This window comes from Streptococcus sp. A22, from assembly GCF_043674215.1.
GTDB classification, from domain to species: Bacteria; Bacillota; Bacilli; order Lactobacillales; family Streptococcaceae; genus Streptococcus; species Streptococcus suis_V.
Genome location: NZ_JBIMJQ010000004.1, coordinates 68441 through 87823 on the forward strand (window position 1 = coordinate 68441; position 19383 = coordinate 87823).

Genomic DNA, 19383 nt, shown 5'->3' on the forward strand with positions numbered 1-19383 from the left:
CTTGAAATAAGGAGCAAACATGATTTTAATTACAGGTGCAAATGGTCAGTTGGGTACAGAATTGCGTTATCTCTTGGATGAGCGTGGTGTCGAGTATGTTGCCGCTGACGTAGCAGAAATGGACATCACGGATGCAGACAAGGTAGATGCCTTCTTTGCAGAGGTGAAGCCTAGCGTTGTTTACCACTGTGCAGCCTACACAGCTGTTGATATGGCAGAAGATGAGGGCAAGGAACTCAACTACAAGATTAACGTAACGGGCTCTGAGAATGTTGCCAAGGCTGCAGCCAAATACGGTGCAACCCTTGTCTATATCTCAACAGACTATGTCTTCAATGGGGAGTTGCCAGTCGGTCAAGAGTGGCAAGTAGATGACCAACCCGATCCTCAGTCAGAATACGGCCGTACCAAGCGTTTGGGTGAAGAGGCCGTTGAGAAATACGCAGATAAGTTCTACACTATTCGCACGGCTTGGGTATTTGGAAATTACGGTAAGAACTTTGTCTTTACCATGCAAAACCTTGCACAGACCCGCGATACTTTGACAGTTGTCAATGACCAGCATGGTCGTCCAACTTGGACACGGACCTTGGCAGAATTTATGGTACATTTGGTGGAAACCAAGCAAGCATTTGGTTATTACCATTTGTCCAATGATGCGACAGAGGATACAACTTGGTTTGATTTTGCGACGGAAATCCTCAAAGATACTGATACAAAAGTCTTGCCAGTAGATTCTAGCCAATTCCCAGCCAAGGCAAAACGTCCTTTCAACTCGACTATGAGCTTGGACAAGGCGAAAGCGACTGGCTTTGTCATCCCGACATGGCAAGAGGCCTTGCAGGCGTTTTATGAGCAGGAAAAAATGGGTGATAAGTAGCTAGGATTATATAATATAGGTCACGAAACCTCTACATATCCCAGGAAATATTTCTTAGCATTCATATAATTTCCCAGGTATTTTACTTAAAAAATCAAGTTCATTGGTTTATAATAAAAATATTAAAGGAGTTAGCGCTAACTAACTCCTGCGTAAATCCGTTTAAGACTGAACAGCTCCCTGTCAAGTGGACAATGAAATAATAAAAGATTAGGCGACGGCCTTGTTCCTCATTTCAAGAGGGGCAAGGCCGTTGTTGCGCTCTTGAAAGCGTTGATGATTGTAAAAATAGATGTTCTCTTTTTTTGATAAGTATGTCGTATACACGTTCATCACAAGTTCAACTGCTAGATGTACTCTGTTAAAAGCTTGGCATTGAGCACAGAATCATTCGATCTCAGAATCCGAAACATAATGGCAATGCTGAACGCAGACATCGAAATGACAAACGCCGCTTCTATCAGCATGTAACCTTCTATTCCTATGATGATTCTATCAAGCAGATTCAGTGCTTTCTTTACTGCTCCAATCGACTCCCCCATTCAGACTTTAGTCTAGATATCTTTTATCGCGATCAGCAAATTTCTACTAGTAATATAGCTGAATATTTAGATTGCTTGAAAATGGCATTTTAAGCCTCGCTTCATTGACAATGGTGCCGTGGTAATTAGTAACATTTCTTGCTTCGATTACCATTTTGTTTGGTGAAGAGCAGTCACTATATTAAATAAATAAATGTGCAACCTTTTTTTTCTAAAACTAGTCGGAAGTCACATGAAAAAATCGGGTGTGTATTAGTGTATTTCCTTGCTTTCTAAGGAGAATTAGGATGTAATTAACGCATTTGAAACAGTAGATTAATTCATTGTTTCATAGAATATTTGGAGGACATTTCATAATGAAACGCAAAAAATCATTTGATTGGTATGGAGCGAGACAACGTTTCTCAATTCGTACTTATCATTTCGGTGCGGCGAGTGTTTTGCTAGGTTTGACATTGGCAACTGGCGCTCAAGCTGTACAAGCAGAAGAGCTTGTTGCTGACACTACTGTCACAACTAGCATTCAAAGTCCAGCGACTACCGATACGACACCAGCACTTACGACGGAAACTGTTACGCCAGCTGAGCGGACAGCAACCATCGATTACGTGGTTAACTATGTCTTGGAAGACGGCACACTTGTCAACGCTGGTGTGAAAACAGCTACCGTTACGACGACAGAAGCAGTTGCTTCAACTAGCGTTGATGTAGCAGTCGAAGTACCTGCCGGCTATGAGTTGGCGCAAGGTCAAGCGACAACGGTGACCCAAGTTGTTACCGAGGGCTCTGAAAATCTTGTTACCGTTCAATTGGTTAAAAAAGCTGAAGTAGTAGCTCCAACAACTGAAGCCGCAACAGAAGCACCTGCAACGATAACTGAAGCTGCAACTGAAACACCTGCAACGACAACAGAAGTAGCAGCACCTGTGACTGTTGAAGAAGCTTCAGTAATGCCAGCTGTTCCAACAACAGCTGAAGAAGCAAAAGTAGTTCTTGAGCAAGTAACTTCAGAAGCTGAAGTATTGGCTAACGAAGCGGAACGTCTTGTAGCAGCATCGGATAGCAATAACACTGCATTGAAAGCAGCTGCTGCAGCGACTAAATTAACTGCAACAGAAGCGACTGCAGTCTTGAACGATTCAGCAGCAACACTTGAAGAGGTTAACGCTCAAATCGACGCTGTTCGTACTAACGTTGAAGCATTTGCCTTGGAATTGCGGAAGTACTTAGGTACTGATGCAATCGAGATTGTATTGAACAATACTTTTTCTGACTTGCAAGTGGGTGAAGGTTTGGGTGTCTTAGTTGAGGCGTCAACAACAGCAACTCCGTCTATGGACGATCCAAACGGAGCTGGTATCAAACCACATACACTTCGAACTGGCATCACTGCTACAACTGAACCTGGATGGTATACATTTGATTCTTATGATTTATATTCTTATAATGTGAATATGAAAAGTTCCACTTTCAACGGAACTGAAGTTGACGCCTATATGCGATTCTCATTGAACTCAGATCCTACTACAAACACCATCTTGGCTGAATTGGTTAGTAAGGCAGATGGACAAGTAATAGAGAAACATACAGTCGAACCAGGTTCTAGTGTATTATATACTTATCCGAAAACAATCGATACGGATAATGAAAATATCCAAATGCTATATGAAACTCAAACTGCTGTCAACGGTAGTACCTATGGAAACTTGAGATTCATAGGTGACGGAACTGGATCAATTTATAACAATACAATTATTCCAGTTTATCAAATTAACACAACCACTTATAAAGTTGAAGATGGCCGGATTTTAGCGACCTATAACCTTCAAACAATCGGTGGTCAAACTGTTACATCTTCTGGTCAACGTGAATTTGAAGGTTATGAGTTTGTAGAAAAGCAAGTAGAACCTGCCCAAGGTGGTTATCCAGTAGGTACGGTTTATGTGGCTGGTGTAGTTAATTCTACAACGGATCCAACAAATACTATTCAGTATAAGGTAATTCGAACAATTGTCTCGAATACTGAGTACGTCCACGAGATTTTTGTATTGGATCCAACCTACACTGGAACTGTAGATTGGGAGGGTCTGGATACTAGTGGATTCTTCAAGTTGCTTGAGACTTCTCATTTGAGTTATACTCCGGATAGAGTATCGTATGATTATAATACTGAGGCAAGAATTTGGGCAGACCATACTATTGATCCAGAAAAAGGATATATGGTATTTGCAGAATCACCAGCTAATGCTGATGGTTCTAAATATCGCGTAGTTGCTAACTGGTCGGGCACATCAACTACCGGTCCTTACGGAAGAATTTTCATCGGCTCACAAGTATGGACTAAAGCGAATACGGGCGCTGATACTCCATTTGCATGGCAGTCTGTAGATGGCACATATGTTGACTTGGGTTACAAACCTTATGGTATCCAACAAACTTTGCGTGGTGCCTCTACTCCGGCCGCGTTAACAACTACATATGTTTATAAACCTTTAGAGCAACAAGCGATCATCCGCTACCAAATTGAAGGAGCGACAGATTACTTGGAAGATTCAGGTACATTGACTGGTGGTTCAGGTACTGATATCAACTACTCAACTGAAGATACAATCAACAAGTATAAGCAATTGGGTTATGAGCTTGTTTCAGATAACTTTACGACTACTGACGGTCAAGACTATGATACTGACACAGCAGTTTTACAAGAGTTTTTAGTTGTTATTAAGCCACGTGTCGAAGAAGTTCCAAATACAGCGGTTCCAGGTCAGCCAGTAGATCCAACCGATCCAAACTCACCTGTTTGGCCAGACACTATTAATAACCTTGAGACAACACAAGAAGTTACTCGTACAGTTGAGTACAAGTATGAAGATGGAACTCCAGTTCGTGTAGATGCTGCAGGCAACATCTTGCCTAAAGACTCTACAGAAGGTACGCCACTTGTTAAGACTGAAACAGTATCCTTTACTCGCCCAGCTCAAGTGAACCTTGTAACAGGTGAAGTGACTTATGGTGAATGGACAGCTGACTCGACAGATGTTCTTAATGGTAACCTCATTCCAGAAATCACAGACTACACAGCAACTCGTACAACTCTCGAAGGTGCTGATGCTCCAATGACAGAAACAGTAAAAGATAAGACTGTTACTGCAACTGATGCAGACATTAATGAAGTGGTTTACTTCAAAGAAAATCCTAAGTATGGTGATGTTGTTGTTAACTATGTAAACGAGGATGGCAAAGTTATTGCAACTCCTGTTGTAGATACAAACGATGCTCTTGTAGGTACAGACTACTCAACAGCTGACCAAGTTCCAGCGAAGATTGTTGAAGATGCAACTGGCGATGTATACTACTACAAAGAAATCAAAGCTGAAGATGCAACTAAAGAAACTGGCACAGTCGTAGAAGGTACTACAGAAGTAACCTACGTTTACGAAAAAGCTGGTGACGTTGTTATCAAGTATGTGGACGTTAACGGTCTTGAATTGAAAGCTCCAGTTTCGGACACTACAGACGGTAAACCAGGTTCAGACTACAACACAGCTGAAGGTACTGAAAAACCAGCAACTATCACAACAGCAGACGGTAAAGTATATGCTCTTGTTCCAGCAGGTGACTACCCAGTTGGTACAGTAGCAGCAGATAGCAACTTGGCTTCAGGCGCAACTCCAACAGGTACTGTTGAAGCAGGCGTAACTAAAGAAGTAACTTACGTTTACCAAGAAGTGAAAGGTAAGGTTGTCGTTAACTACATCACTGAGGACGGCACAGTGATTAAGACTCAAGTTGAAGATACAAAAGAATCATCAGCAGGAACTCCATACGACACAACAGATAACAAGCCAACAACTATCACAACTGATGATGGTAAGACTTACGAGTTGATCCCAGCAGCAACAATCGGTACTGAAGAAGGTACAGTTGAAGCAGGTAAGACAACAGAAGTTACTTATGTCTACAAAGAAGTGAAAGGTTCAGTAGTTGTTAACTATGTAACAACTGATGGCACAGTTCTTCAAGCACCTGTAACAGACACTCCAGAAACTTCAACAGGTACTCCATACGATACAACAGATGTTATGCCAGGAACTATCACAACTGCTGATGGTAAGACATACAAACTTGTTCCAACCCTTACTAAAGGTTCTGAAACAGGTGACGTTGTTCCAGGTGTAACGGAAGTAACATACGTTTACGAAGAAGTCAAGGGTGACGTTGTTATTAACTATGTAAACACTGATGGCAAAGTCATTGCTTCTCAAGTAGTTGATACGAAGGCAACTTCAACAGGTACAGACTATGATACAACTGATAACAAACCAGCTAAGATCACAACTGAAGATGGTACAGTTTACTACTACAAAGAAGTAGATGCAACTTCAGCTACTGAAACTGGTAAGGTTGTGGAAGGCACTACTGAAATCACTTACGTTTACGAGCAAGCTGGTTCTGTAACAGTTAACTATGTAACAACTGACGGTAAAGTTATCAAATCTCCAGTTAAGGATGAAGAGAATGCTGAGCCAGGTAAGACATACTCAACTGAAGACAACAAACCTGAAACAATCACAACAGAAGACGGTAAGACTTACAAGCTTGTTCCAAATGCAACTACAGGCGAAGAAAACGGAACAATCACTTCTGGTGAAGATAAGCAAGTCACTTACGTTTACGAAGAAGTGAAAGGTAACGTTGTTGTTGAGTACTACAACACTGCTGGTGAGAAGATTGCCGAAGATGTTGAAGATACTCCTGCATCATCAACAGGTACAGCCTACACAACTCTTGATAATAAACCAGAAACTATCACAGCAACTGACGGTACAGTTTACTACTACAAAGAAGTGAAAGCTGACTCAGCAGCTGAAACAGGTGACGTTGTAGAAGGTACAACTACTGTTAAGTACGTTTACGAACAAGCTGGTAACGTAGTTGTGAACTACATCACTGAAGATGGTACAGTTATCAAGCAACCTGTGAATGATGAAACAAATGCAGCTCCAGGTAGTGAGTACAACACAACTGATAACAAACCAACTACAATCACTACTGAAGATGGCACAACCTACGAATTGGTTCCAAGTGCAACTATCGGTACTGAAAATGGAGAAGTTGAATCTGGTAAGACTACTGAAGTAACTTATGTTTACCGTAAGGTTGAAACTCCAGCAGCTAAGACTGGTAACGTTGTGGTTGAATATTACAATACTGCAGGTGAGAAAATCGCTTCTGATGTTGTAGATACACCAGAAACAACAACTGGAACTGTCTATGAAACATTTGATTTCAAACCAGCAACAATCACAAAAGATGGTGTAACATACTTCTACAAAGAAGTGAAAGACACATCAGCTGCTGAGAAAGGTACTGTTGTTGAAGGTACTACAACTGTTCAATACGTCTACGAGCCAGCTGGTTCAGTAACAGTTAACTATGTAACTACAGATGGTACAGTAATCAAATCTCCAGTTAAGGATGAAGAGAACGCTGAACCAGGTAAGACGTACACAACAGAAGACAATAAGCCAACTACAATCACTACTGAAGATGGTAAGACATACAAACTTGTTCCAAGCTTGACTACTGGTGAAGAAAATGGATCAGTAACTTCAGGCGAAGACAAGCAAGTAACTTACGTATACGAAGAAGTGAAAGGTGACGTTGTTGTTAACTACATCGACACTGAAGGCAATGTCATCAAAGCACCTGTAACAGATACACCATCTACATCAACAGGTACATCTTACGATACAACAGATAACAAACCAACTACTATCACAACTGAAGATGGTACTGAGTACAAACTTGTTCCAGTATTGACTAAGGGCGAAGAAAATGGTTCTGTTGTTGAAGGTACAACTCAAGTAACTTATGTTTACCAAAAAGTAACAACTCCAGCTCCAAATCCAAACGGTAGCGTTGTCGTTAACTATGTGAACACGAATGGTGAAACAATTGCAACTTCAGTAAACGACACTACTGATGCGGCTCTTGATACAACTTACGATACAACAGATTTCAAACCAGCAGTTATCAAACACAATGGTGTTACATACTTCTACAAAGAAGTGAAAGCTGGCGATAACGAGTCTGGTAAAGTTGTAGAAGGTACTACAGAAGTAACTTATGTTTACGAGCCAGCAGGTTCAGTAACAGTTAACTATGTAACTACAAATGGTACAGTAATCAAATCTCCAGTTAAGGACGAAGAGAACGCTGAACCAGGTAAGACATACACAACTGAAGATAACAAACCAGGTACAATCACTACTGAAGATGGTAAGACATATAAACTTGTTCCAAGCTTGACTACTGGTGAAGAAAATGGATCAGTAACTTCAGGCGAAGACAAGAAAGTAACTTACGTATACGAAGAAGTGAAAGGTAACGTTGTTGTTAACTACATCGACACTGAAGGTAATGTGATTGCTTCTCCAGTAGAAGATACAAGCTCAACTTCAACAGGTACATCTTACGATACAACAGATAACAAACCAACTACAATTACTACAGCTGACGGTTCTGTCTATGAACTTGTTCCAGTATTGACTCAAGGTAATGAAAATGGTTCTGTAGTAGAGGGTACAACTCAAGTAACTTACGTATACCGTAAAGTATCTAGTGCAGTTAAATCTCCTGTAACCAACCACGTTGATGAGAATGGTAAGTCTATTTCACCTCAAGAAGATGGCACTAAACCAAATACATCAATTCCAGGTTATGAGTTTACAGGTAAGACTACTGTTGACGAAGATGGCAATGTGACTCACGTTTACCGTAAAGTAACACCTAAAGGTACAGTTGTCGTGAACTATATCACTGAAGATGGTACAGTTATTTCTACTCCAGTAACAGATACACCATCATCAGATGTAGACACACCATACGACACAACAGATAACAAGCCAGGTACAATCACATTTAACGGTGAGGAATACGAACTTGTTCGAGTTGACGGTACTGAAAACGGTACAGTTGTTGAAGGTGAAACTGTAGTAACTTATGTATACCGTAAAGTAACACCTGCTAAGAAAGTTGTAACCAACCACGTTGACGAAGATGGAAATGTCATCAATCCACAAGAAGATGGCACAACACCAAATAAAGGTAACTCAATTCCAGGTTACGTATATGTGAAGACTACAACTGACAGCGATGGTAATACAACTCATATTTACCGTAAGATTCCAACAAATCCTACAAGTCCTGTAACTCCAAATCCAGGTCGTCCAGTACCACCTACACCAGGTAAACCAGTTACTCCGACTCCTGACAAGCCTGTTACTCCTGTAACTCCAGAGCCAGGTAAACCAGGAACTCCTGCTACTCCGGCTAAACCAGCAACTCCAGCTGCGGGTCAAGCTCAATTACCAAATACGGGTGAAGCTTCATCTTCAGCAACTGTTCTTGGTGCAGCAATGCTTGTGGCAGCTCTTGCACTTGTTGGAAAACGTCGTCGTAATAACGAAGACTAATCTATTCTCTTTCTTGTGTGTCCTCCAACTATACAAGCAAAGAATGAAAATAGAAATTGGAAAGGTTAGCTTTTCCAATAAGCTGTTCTACGCTAGTAGTAAGCAGGCTAAAAAAGAGAAGACCAAATTGGTCTTCTCACAGATTGAAGACAAAGTCGTTAGAATTGTATTTCTAACGGCTTTTTCATATGTAAATTAGTATAATTGAGATAGGAATGCTAGCTAATAAACAGAGGGAAAATCGCTATGTTACACAAAGAAAACTCAGACTACAATCGCGGTCAATTTAGTTTCTATAGTCTAGATGACCTTGTTCCTCAAAATCGTCTCCTTCGTCAAATAGAAGAAGCTATTGATTTTTCCTTTATTTATGACTTAGTCGCAGATAGCTATAGCGATGATACGGGTCGCCCCTAGTCTTGACCCTATTCTGCTCATTAAAATTCCAATCCTGCGTTGTCTCTTCGGTATTCGCTCCATGCGTCAACCATTAAGGAAATTGGAGTGAACACTGCCTATCGTTGGTTTCTTGGTCTTCTACTGGATGATAAGGTGCCTCATTTCACTACCTACGGAAAGAATTATGTCCGTCGTTTCCAAGATAGACAGGTTATTGAAGGCATTTTTACCCATATCTTAGGTCTCTGTGTCAATGCAGGATTCATAGATCCGACAGAAATTTTCATTGTACAATAACCCTTGGCTCTTCTGATAATGGAACGTAGACCTAGAATGTGCATCAAGCGTCGAATCCGCTTCCTGTTGTAGTTTGTTTCAAGCTTGCGATTGACAAATAGCATCATACGACGATAACCAAGAATGTCTGTCATGAATTGTTTTTCGATGAGAAGCTGAGCGATTTTCTGGTGAATGACGGTTGCAATTTGGTGGTTCTTCTTGACCAGAGAAGTTTCTGCGACAGCCATTTTTCCGTAATTTTTACAGCGGAAACGGTGCTTTCTCAAGCGGATAAGCAGAGGGTAACCAGCAGATTCTAAGTATGGAATTTTAGAGGCTTTCTGGAAATCGTATTTAGCCATTTGACCATGACAAGAGTGGCATTTAGGAGCTGAATAGTCCAAATGACCATGAAGCTCTCTGTGCGTTCCCATATCGTATTCATTAGTGATAATAATATTTTTGTCTTTCGTTCCAAGTAAGTTTGTGATACTATCCTCGCTTTATTATTTCTTGGCTCGGGGATAAACAATCACTTCCCTGACTGTTTATCTATTCCATATGATTCCTTTCTAATGATGGTTTAGTCTTTTTTCATTATAGGTCATATGGGACTTTTTGATACTCAAAAAGGCTCCATAATCTCTATAGGGGATTTACCCACTACAGTCTTATAGAGCCGTTTTTTGAGTTTTTCGGTGCTTCCAACCACAAGTTATTGATCCGGTCAATCATCGAGCGGATGAAGTGGCGTAACTGATTTTATTAGTTGCTAAAATATAACCATAGAAAAAGCCACAGCTCAGCTGTGACCTTATTTCTATCCTACAAATTCTGTAATTTCTTTTTCGATATTGGCGATTTTTTCTTCAGCCTCACCTAAGGTTGCGCCAACTGTTGCGATGTAGAATTTGATTTTTGGTTCGGTACCTGATGGGCGAACGGCAAACCAGCTATCGTCTGTCAAGGTGTACTTGAGCACATCTGACGGAGGTGTTGTCAGTTCAGTTGTCGTTCCGTCAAGAGCGACAGCCTTTTGCAGAGCGAAGTCCTCGAATAGAGCAATGTCTGTCTTGTTGAACTGCTCAGGAGCATGCTCACGGAACTTAGCCATGATAGCCTTGATTTGCTCGGCACCGTCTTTACCAGAAAGAGTAACAGAGATGGTTTTCTCAGCGAAGTAACCGTATTCCTTGAAGATTTCGTCGATACCATCTGCCAAGGTCATGCCGCGAGAGCGGTAGTAGGCAGCAATCTCTGCGACCATCAGAACGGCTTGAATGGCATCCTTATCGCGCACGAATGGCTTAATCAAGTAACCAAAGCTTTCTTCAAAACCAAACATGTAAGTATGGTTGTGTTTTTCTTCAAATTCTTGGATTTTCTCAGCGATGAATTTGAAACCTGTCAAGACGTTGAACATGGTTGCGCCGTAGCTTTCAGCTATCTTAGTTACCAGTTCAGTTGACACAATCGATTTAGCAAGGGCAGCGTTTGCTGGGAGGGTACCTGCTTGTTTATGCGCTTCAAGGACATACTTAGCAATGATAGCACCGATTTGGTTACCAGACAGGTTCCAGTATGAACCGTCTGCTTGACGGACTTCGACACCGACACGGTCAGCATCTGGGTCTGTTGCCAGCAATACATCAGCACCAACTTCGCGGCCAAGTTCTTCGGCAAGTGCAAAGGCAGCCTGGCTTTCTGGGTTTGGAGAGGCAACTGTTGAGAAGTCTGGGTCAGCTGTTGCTTGGCTTTCAACAACTGCTACAGATTCAAAACCAGCTTCAGCCAAGGCACGACGAGCCAACATCTCACCAGTACCGTGAAGTGGGGTATAGACAATCTTCATGTCCTTACCATGCTCAGCAATCAAGTCTTTGTTGATATTGATAGACTTTAGCTCATCCAGGTAGAGGCGGTCTGTCTCTTCACCGAGAACCGTAATCAGACCGTTAGCCTTGCTTTCTTCCAAGTCAGCCAATGCCACTGCAAATGGATTGTCAATAGCACGGATGTAGTCCGTCAAAGCAGACGCATCTGCTGGTGGCATTTGTCCACCATCTTCGCCGTAAACCTTGTAACCATTGAATTCTTTAGGGTTGTGGCTGGCAGTCACCATGATACCTGCAACGGCATTGTAGTGGCGGACAGCAAAGGACAATTCTGGTGTTGGGCGTAGGCTTTCAAAGACGTAAGACTTGATGCCATGGGCTGCCAAGACCTGTGCGGATTCAAAGGCAAATTCTGGAGAGAAGTGGCGAGTGTCGTAAGCAATCGCTACCCCACGTTTTTTAGCTTCTTCACCTTTAGACTCGACCAATTTTGCCAAACCTTCGGTTGCTTGACGCACCACGTAGATATTGATGCGGTTGGTACCAGCACCGATATAGCCACGCATACCTGCTGTACCAAATTCAAGATTTGTATAAAAGGCATCTTCTTTGGTTTTTTCATCCATGGCCAATAAATCCTGACGAAGGTAGTCAGGCAGGTCAGCAACATCTAGCCAGGTTTGATAGGTTTCTTGATAAGACATAGGATATCTCCTTAAAAAAATTTTTTCTATTAAACGCTTTCATTATACCATTTTCAAAAAAAAAAATCATGCTTTCACATGATTTTCTGAGATTTATTTTACAACTTTCTGCAAAATCGGAACAATGGCTACGGTCAATAGGGCTGAGACAATCAATTCCGTGATGGAGTTGATAGAAACGATGCCTGCTAGGACCAGTTTAATGTCGCCCTTGTAGACAGAGCCAAAGAAAATGAAAATACCGGACAGGACAAAAATGGTATTGGTCAGGGTACCAGTCAGACCCGCCAGAGCCAGCCCAGGCTTATTGCTCAGCCATTTGTAGATATAATAAGGCGTGACCCCAATCAAAATTCGTGGGACAAGGGCAATCAGAATAGAGTAGAAGTTTCCGTTTTCCACCAAGGGGCTAAAGACATAGCTCATAGGCGATAAGATAATGGAATTTCGGATAATGGACATGACGCCCATGAAGCCGCCTAGCTTGGCTCCCAGCTTTGGTCCGTAGAGGATGCTAGCAATGATGACAGGGATGTGGGTAATGGTTGGCTTGACAGGAAGTACGAAGCTGGCAAAAATAGCCTGACTGATGACCTCGATAATGATCATAATGGCGATAAAAATGGCTGTCATGGCCACCTGATTGGACTGTTTATTTCTCACTTAAAATTCTACTCACTTTCTCTATGATGATGTCAACCTCAGCCAGGGCCCCAGTTCCAAAATCACCGCAGGCAAGCAGGGCCTCCCGAGGCTTGATTTCTTCATAGCCATAGCTTGTCAAGTTCTTCAGATTGTGTTGTGTGGCTGGGTGGAGGTACATATTGGTATTCATGGCAGGAGCGACCAATTTTGGCACCCCGATAGGGATGGCCAGAGCCGTCGCCGTCACCATATTGTCTGCCATACCGTTTGCTAGCTTGGCGATAGTATTGGCCGAGGCAGGAGCCACCAGGAAAAGGTCCGTTTCCTTGGCAATATCGATATGCTTGATAGAGGCAGGATTTTCCTCCAGCATGAGGTCGGTATGGACCAGATTTTTGGACAGGACTTGAAGGGTCAAGGGCGTGATAAAGTCCATAGCAGAGCGGCTCATGAGGACTGTCACAGAGTGACCGAGTTTTGTCAGCTGGCTGGTGATGTCAGCTGCCTTGTAGGCAGAAATAGATCCTGTCACCGCAAGCGTAATTCTTGCCATAGTCTTACCCCTTTTCTACGGTATTTAAAATGAGTTGGGCGATGTCCTGCTTGGTCGCCGCAGGAATAGCCTCGGTCTGAGACACCAGGTAGCCCAGATGTTTGTCGGCAGTAATGTCCACTAGGTCGTTGGCCAGGATGTAGTCTGCCTTGTTGTGCTGGATGCTATCTCGTGCCACGGCAAATAGTTCTTCCTTGGGCACGTCGACCAGTAACTTAAAGCCAATCAACTGGATGCCTGGATTCCATTGTTTGACATGAGAGATAACTTTGGGTGTTTTTTTCAAGAAGAGCACCTGGTAGTCAGCCTTGGATGAAATCTTGGTTTCCGTATTTTTCTTCTCCAGCAGGCTGGTGATGTCCTCTGTTTCCCTAACCTCGTCCAAGCCAGTCATATAGACCGGTGTGTAGTCGGAAACGGCCATGCTGTGGATGAGGACTTGGTGGGTCTTGACAAGAGGTTCAAGAGTTTCTTTCAGGCTCTCTACATTGGTGATTTCTACAATTGTCAGATGAGGATGAAATGTTGGCTTGACAGCTTGCTTGGTTGTCACCAAAGTTACCTCATGCCCTCTTGCCAGAGCCTGTTCGGCAATGATTTTTCCTAAGGTACCTGTTGCGTGGTTGGTGATAGCCCTGACCTGGTCAATAACCTCACTGGTTCCACCTGATGTAATGATGATTTTCATGTCCATATTGTACTAAATTTTCCATTTTCCGTAAAGTTTTCGCGACCAATAGTCTATTACTAAAATGGAATCAAACTATAACTGTTATTGAATGATAGTCCGCCTCAAAATCCGAATACTCTTACTATTTTTCATAAAAATGTTTCCGATTTTCCAAGGGGATGTGATATACTGGAAAAAAATATTTCGCTAAGGGGAGCCAGCATGAAAACAGACATTGAAATTGCACAGAGTGTTTCACTCAAGCCGATTACAGAGATTGTTGAGCAGGTCGGAATTGGATTTGATGACCTCGAATTATACGGAAAATACAAGGCTAAATTGTCTTTTGATAAAATCAATGCAGTCAAGGACAATGAGCTTGGCAAGTTAATTTTGGTAACAGCCATCAACCCAACTCCAGCTGGAGAAGGCAAGTCCACTGTGACTATTGGATTGGCAGATGCTCTGGCAAAAATTGGCAAGAAAACCATGATTGCTTTGCGGGAGCCATCGCTTGGACCTGTAATGGGTGTCAAGGGTGGAGCTGCTGGTGGTGGCTATGCGCAGGTACTACCGATGGAAGATATCAATTTGCATTTCACAGGGGATATGCACGCCATTACAACAGCTAACAATGCCCTGTCTGCTCTGATTGATAATCATTTGCATCAAGGAAACGAGTTGGGCTTGGATCCGCGCCGGATTATTTGGAAACGGGTGGTAGACCTAAATGATCGCGCCCTTCGTAAGGTCACAGTTGGTCTGGGTGGACCGCTGAACGGTGTACCGCGTGAAGATGGCTTTGATATTACGGTTGCCTCTGAAATTATGGCCATTCTCTGCTTGGCGACGGACCTAGACGACCTCAAAGAACGCTTGGCAAGCATTGTCATTGGTTATCGCTATGACCGTACACCTGTTTTTGTTCGGGATTTGCAGGTGGAAGGAGCGCTGACTCTCATTCTCAAAGATGCGATTAAACCAAATTTGGTTCAAACCATTTATGGTACGCCCGCTTTGGTTCATGGTGGTCCCTTTGCCAATATTGCCCATGGTTGTAACTCAGTCCTTGCGACTACGACGGCTCTACGTTTGGCAGATTATACGGTCACAGAGGCTGGTTTTGGAGCAGATTTGGGTGCAGAGAAATTCTTGGATATTAAGACACCGAATTTGCCAAAATCGCCTGATGCCGTGGTGATTGTTGCCACGCTGAGAGCTCTGAAGATGCACGGTGGTGTCGCAAAATCAGACCTTGCGACTGAGAATGTCGAGGCTGTTAAAGCTGGCTTTGCCAATCTCAAGCGCCATGTCGAAAATATCCAGAAATACGGTATTCCAGCTGTCGTTGCCATCAATGAATTTGTATCTGATACAGCTGACGAAATCGCTGCACTCAAAGAACTGTGTGGTCAAATCGGTGTTCCTGTCGAACTTGCCAGTGTCTGGGCAGACGGTGCGGCCGGTGGAGTTGCTTTGGCTGAAACGGTAGTCGCAACCATTGAAAAACAGCAGGCCAACTACCAAGCCATTTATCAGTCTGACGATGATTTGGCAACCAAGGTCAGTAAGATTGTGACGCAGATTTACGGTGGAACGGGTGTCGTTTTTGAAAAGAAAGCCCGCAATCAATTGGCCGAATTTGCCAAGAATGGCTGGGATAAATTGCCTGTTTGTATGGCCAAGACCCAGTACAGTTTTTCAGATGATCCATTTGCGCTGGGGGCACCGACTGATTTCGATATTACTGTCCGTGAATTTGTACCAAAATTAGGTGCTGGCTTTATCGTGGCTTTGACCGGTGATGTCATGACCATGCCTGGTTTGCCAAAAGCACCTGCGGCTCTCAACATGGACGTGGCAGCAGATGGTTCAGCCTTGGGCTTGTTTTAGAAATGAGTTTATGATTAGAACCAGCCTAATTGAATAAAAATACAAAAAAGTCTCGCTATGAGACTTTTTGAGTTTGGAGACAAATCTCTTTTCAGACTTACCTGAGGTGATATCGGACGGTAGTAAACTTTCTTGTTTCTAGGTTTACTCCTCAAACAGTCCCCCAGACTGTTTGAGCTACCTACGGAATTCTATACCTAGTATTTGAGCCTAAGGTCTCAAATACTCCGAATGCCTGAAACGACAACGTTTCAGGCATTTTCATCACAGTGGAAAGTCCTGGCTTAGGGCTCGCTCCGCTCGCAAAATAAACTAAATTTTTGTTTTTTCTTAGTAGAGCTACTTAGTTTATTTATCCAGAATTTAGTTTGTCTGCATTATGAAAAAGTCTCGCTGTGAGACTTTTATTTAGATGCTGTCTAGCCTGTATAGTCCTTGCTTGCTTAGTTTGTAAACCTGATGACAAACCTCCCTCAAAAATCGTCGATCGTGCGAGACGCAGATAAGTGTCCCCTGATAATCCGAGAATAATTCACGAATGTAGGGCTGTGAAATGGGTGAAAAATTGCGACTGGGCTCGTCTAGTAGTAAAACATTGGCCTTGTCCAATACCATTTTTAAGAGCAGTAATTTTGCTTGTTGCCCCCCTGATAAATCGGAAATAGCATGGTGAACCTCTTCGCGGGTGAATTGGAGACTGGCCAGGTAGGTGAGAGCAGCCTCTTGTTCCTCTTTATCCTTTTCTCCTGCTAAAAATGCGAGAGGAGTTTTGCTTAATGGCAATAAATCTGCGTAGTGCTGAGGCATGTAGCCCAGCTGTAGGTCAGACCTGGTTTGCAGATGCTGATAGAGGAACTTGATGAGGCTGGATTTTCCGACACCGTTGGCTCCGATAATGCCGACTTTTTCACCAGCCTTGACCTTCATGAAGAGATTTTTGACCAACAGGTGCTCATGGCACCACAGTTCTTCCCCCTGTACGTCAATAATCTGTTTGTGCGCTGGCAACGGCTGAATGTCAGAAAAGAACAGGTGAATGGCATCTTCATGGTAGGGCATTTTGGTCATGCTTTCAGCCTGTTTTTCATAGCGCTTTTCCCTAGCTAAAACAGATTTCATCTTTTTGGCTACTAGCCGTCCAGCTGTTGCATCATGGGTATTAAGTAAGGTATTCCGGACCTGAGATTTTTGGCGACGGTGTTTTTCCATGACTTTTTCAAATTCCTTGCGGTCGTTTTGCGCTTGCTGGATCTGTTTATAGTAGGCTGCCTCGCGCTGGTCACGGTAGGCTTGATAATCTATGGTCTGAACGCTTGTTTTGGCCAGCATTTTTTTCTTTACAGATTGTAAATGCACAATTTTTGTGGCAGTTTTGGCAAGAAAATCCTCATCGTGTGAGACGTAGACAATCGTTTTGGAGCTAGTGGCAATATAGTTTTCCAACCATGAGAGCGTATCTAGGTCTAGGTCGTTTGACGGTTCGTCTAGGAAAATAATATCAGAATGCTTAGCGAGCGATTTGATGAGTTGGATTTTGAGTTTTTCTCCACCGGACAGGCTAGAAATCAATTGGTCACTGCTCAATCGGTCACTGTCAAAAGCCAGTTGGTCGGCGAAGCGATAGAGCAGTCCGAAATCAATATCCAGATCTACTTGAGAAAAGAAGTAGTCATTGAGTGTCAGCTCTGCCATTTCCAAAGGAAGAGACTGTGGGATGTAGATCGGTGCGGTGAAGTGGCGCTGAATCGTGCCACTTATCAGGAGATAGTCTGCTACCATGTCTGGATTGAGCAAGGTCTTGAGAAGGCTGGACTTGCCATTGCCTTCTTCGCCAATGATAGCCACCTTATCGCCACTATTGATGGTGAGGGTGAGGTCGGCTACTAGTGGACGCAGGTCTTTTTGGTGGTGGATCGAGAGATTTTGTGTTGTGATGAGCATAAGGCCTCCTTGTATGAGAAAAAACACACTACTTACTCAGTAGCGTGCCTGCTCAAAAAAGACCTATTTTGGGAATAGGAGAACAGGAAAAATAGACACAGGCAAGCTACCTCTAAGTATAAACTTAATAGAGATTACTTGTCTGTGTCCATGGTCCTTTACCTCGTATTTTTTTGATAGTATTACTATATCTGATTGGGAATAATTTGTCAAGCCATATCATCATTTTCGAATATGGTTTGGTCAGTTTTTCCGTTGACAATGTTAGCAATGGTCTGGGCAACCTTTTCCACGGCAATTGGTCGACCGGCCCAAGCTGGACTTGCAGGATCCATTTTTTCCAGAATAGCCTGGGCTCTTTCACTTGTTCCTGCTTTGCCTGGACCGTACATCATGCTAGGACGGACGATGCTCGTTTTGAAGGATTGCGCCAAGAGATAATCCTCCGCCTCTTTTTTAGCCTTGCGGTAGCTTTCTGGCGTCGCAAGCCCTTCGAGGTGGGTGGATACGTAAATGTAGTGGTGGTCACTTTTATCTGCCATAACATCCGCAATCACCTTGGCAGCACCGAGAATGACCTTATCATAGGTTAAGCCTTTTTCGGGCTCTTCTTTGACCATGCCGACCAAGTTAATGACAACAGTATGGTCATTAAGCGATTCCTTCCACTGATCTGCTTGATAGAGGTCGGCCTCTACCCAGTTGACGTCTGGACGGAATTTTTTGCTATTTTCAGGATCAAATGACCGTGTAATAGCAGTTAGCTGATGACCGCTCGCAATCAATTTTTCCATCACTTCTTGACCTAAAAAGCCACTTGCTCCGAATAAAAGTACATTTGACATAAGAATTCCTCCCTTGGATATCACTATGTAGTAATTATATACCTATTTTGAGCATTTGTCACATATAATACAGCCTTATGCTATAATGAAAGGGAAAAAGGAGAATTCGCAATGCCAATAAGGAATATAAGACAATCAGAGCAACTAGAAATTGATACTACCGTACGCCTTCGTGCCTATGATGGTCAATATGAGCTTGCTTTTGACTGGCATCAAAATATGGAGCTAGTCTGGTTGGTTGATGGTGTGAAAGAAGCTTATAGCTTGGAAAAATTAGCTAGGATGTACCGTTTTTTATCGGAAAATGGCGAGTGCTACTGGATAGAAATTCGGGAAAAGTGTGGTTGGAGACCAATTGGAGACGTGACCCTGCTGGCAGATGACTTTGCGATTTCCATCGGCGATAGCCGTTACTGGGCAAGGGGCATTGGTGGCAAGGTCTTAAAACGGATGATAGAACGTGCGAAAGAGCTAGGCTTCACAGAAATTCGAGTAGGAGAAATTTATGATTGGAATATTGGTTCCCAGCGTCTGTTTGAGAAGATGGGATTTAGCAGGCTCGAAAAAACAGAGAAGGGCTGGTCTTACAAGGTGACAGTATAATGATGATTAATAGTCCCGGTGCTGGGAAATCGACCTTTTCACTCTACTTTCCGTGTATCAGGGCAAGATGGGCTTTATATTACATCCAGAAAAGACGCTAATAATAATTTGAAGAA

10 protein-coding genes and 3 pseudogenes are annotated in these 19383 nt (G+C 42.9%); 6 read left to right on the forward strand and 7 right to left on the reverse strand.

The window, feature by feature from the left end:
* Positions 1 to 19: 19 nt before the first annotated feature.
* The 4 genes and pseudogenes from rfbD to ACHBHN_RS02670 all read left to right on the forward strand — a co-directional run.
* A complete protein-coding gene (gene rfbD, locus ACHBHN_RS02655; protein ID WP_394733105.1) occupies positions 20 to 880 on the forward strand; it encodes a dTDP-4-dehydrorhamnose reductase in 861 nt (286 codons plus the stop codon).
* Between the two features lie 335 nt (positions 881 to 1215).
* Positions 1216 to 1419 (forward strand): annotated as a pseudogene (locus ACHBHN_RS02660) (IS481 family transposase); the annotation flags it as partial.
* Positions 1420 to 1778: 359 nt separating this feature from the next.
* Positions 1779 to 8900 carry a MucBP domain-containing protein gene (locus ACHBHN_RS02665; protein ID WP_394733576.1) on the forward strand — a complete coding sequence of 2374 codons (7122 nt, stop codon included), beginning with the start codon at positions 1779 to 1781 and terminating at the stop codon, positions 8898 to 8900.
* A 246-nt stretch (positions 8901 to 9146) separates the two neighbouring features.
* Positions 9147 to 9587 (forward strand): annotated as a pseudogene (locus ACHBHN_RS02670) (transposase); the annotation flags it as partial.
* Here the strand turns inward: ACHBHN_RS02670 and ACHBHN_RS02675 are convergent.
* The 5 genes and pseudogenes from ACHBHN_RS02675 to ACHBHN_RS02695 form a co-directional block, all read right to left on the reverse strand.
* Positions 9587 to 10069: pseudogene (locus ACHBHN_RS02675) on the reverse strand (IS3 family transposase); the annotation flags it as partial. The pseudogenes ACHBHN_RS02670 and ACHBHN_RS02675 sit on opposite strands and share 1 nt — an antisense overlap.
* A gap of 329 nt (positions 10070 to 10398) precedes the next feature.
* A complete protein-coding gene (locus ACHBHN_RS02680) occupies positions 10399 to 12117 on the reverse strand; it encodes a phospho-sugar mutase (RefSeq protein ID WP_394732968.1) in 1719 nt (572 codons plus the stop codon).
* A 93-nt stretch (positions 12118 to 12210) separates the two neighbouring features.
* Positions 12211 to 12750: an ECF transporter S component gene (locus tag ACHBHN_RS02685; protein ID WP_161943036.1), complete on the reverse strand. Its 540-nt coding sequence runs from the start codon at positions 12748 to 12750 to the stop codon at positions 12211 to 12213.
* Between the two features lie 19 nt (positions 12751 to 12769).
* On the reverse strand, positions 12770 to 13315 hold the full coding sequence (coaC, locus tag ACHBHN_RS02690) for a phosphopantothenoylcysteine decarboxylase (protein ID WP_105160151.1): 546 nt from the start codon (positions 13313 to 13315) through the stop codon (positions 12770 to 12772).
* 4 nt (positions 13316 to 13319) lie between these two features.
* Entirely contained in the window at positions 13320 to 14003 is a 684-nt protein-coding gene (locus tag ACHBHN_RS02695) for a phosphopantothenate--cysteine ligase (RefSeq protein ID WP_394733577.1), read from the reverse strand.
* 204 nt (positions 14004 to 14207) lie between these two features.
* Here ACHBHN_RS02695 and ACHBHN_RS02700 point away from each other — a divergent pair, with 204 nt between their 5' ends.
* Positions 14208 to 15878 carry a formate--tetrahydrofolate ligase gene (locus ACHBHN_RS02700; RefSeq protein WP_105122684.1) on the forward strand — a complete coding sequence of 557 codons (1671 nt, stop codon included), beginning with the start codon at positions 14208 to 14210 and terminating at the stop codon, positions 15876 to 15878.
* A gap of 408 nt (positions 15879 to 16286) precedes the next feature.
* Here the strand turns inward: ACHBHN_RS02700 and ACHBHN_RS02705 are convergent, their stop codons facing one another.
* Positions 16287 to 17819: an ATP-binding cassette domain-containing protein gene (locus ACHBHN_RS02705; protein ID WP_394733578.1), complete on the reverse strand. Its 1533-nt coding sequence runs from the start codon at positions 17817 to 17819 to the stop codon at positions 16287 to 16289.
* A gap of 209 nt (positions 17820 to 18028) precedes the next feature.
* Positions 18029 to 18664, reverse strand: a complete 636-nt coding sequence (locus ACHBHN_RS02710) for an NAD(P)H-binding protein (protein ID WP_394733579.1) — start codon at positions 18662 to 18664, stop codon at positions 18029 to 18031.
* 111 nt (positions 18665 to 18775) lie between these two features.
* Between ACHBHN_RS02710 and ACHBHN_RS02715 the strand changes: the two genes are divergently transcribed.
* On the forward strand, positions 18776 to 19267 hold the full coding sequence (locus ACHBHN_RS02715; protein ID WP_105110774.1) for a GNAT family N-acetyltransferase: 492 nt from the start codon (positions 18776 to 18778) through the stop codon (positions 19265 to 19267).
* The last annotated feature ends 116 nt before the right edge of the window (positions 19268 to 19383 follow it).

What these genes read in the sequence shown, in the direction of transcription:
- rfbD (WP_394733105.1), top strand. Translation starts at nt 20, where the DNA reads ATGATTTTAATTACAGGTGCAAATGGTCAGTTGGGTACAGAATTGCGT.
- ACHBHN_RS02665 (WP_394733576.1), top strand. Translation starts at nt 1,779, where the DNA reads ATGAAACGCAAAAAATCATTTGATTGGTATGGAGCGAGACAACGTTTC.
- ACHBHN_RS02680 (WP_394732968.1), bottom strand. Translation starts at nt 12,117, where the DNA reads ATGTCTTATCAAGAAACCTATCAAACCTGGCTAGATGTTGCTGACCTG.
- ACHBHN_RS02685 (WP_161943036.1), bottom strand. Translation starts at nt 12,750, where the DNA reads ATGACAGCCATTTTTATCGCCATTATGATCATTATCGAGGTCATCAGT.
- coaC (WP_105160151.1), bottom strand. Translation starts at nt 13,315, where the DNA reads ATGGCAAGAATTACGCTTGCGGTGACAGGATCTATTTCTGCCTACAAG.
- ACHBHN_RS02695 (WP_394733577.1), bottom strand. Translation starts at nt 14,003, where the DNA reads ATGAAAATCATCATTACATCAGGTGGAACCAGTGAGGTTATTGACCAG.
- ACHBHN_RS02700 (WP_105122684.1), top strand. Translation starts at nt 14,208, where the DNA reads ATGAAAACAGACATTGAAATTGCACAGAGTGTTTCACTCAAGCCGATT.
- ACHBHN_RS02705 (WP_394733578.1), bottom strand. Translation starts at nt 17,819, where the DNA reads ATGCTCATCACAACACAAAATCTCTCGATCCACCACCAAAAAGACCTG.
- ACHBHN_RS02710 (WP_394733579.1), bottom strand. Translation starts at nt 18,664, where the DNA reads ATGTCAAATGTACTTTTATTCGGAGCAAGTGGCTTTTTAGGTCAAGAA.
- ACHBHN_RS02715 (WP_105110774.1), top strand. Translation starts at nt 18,776, where the DNA reads ATGCCAATAAGGAATATAAGACAATCAGAGCAACTAGAAATTGATACT.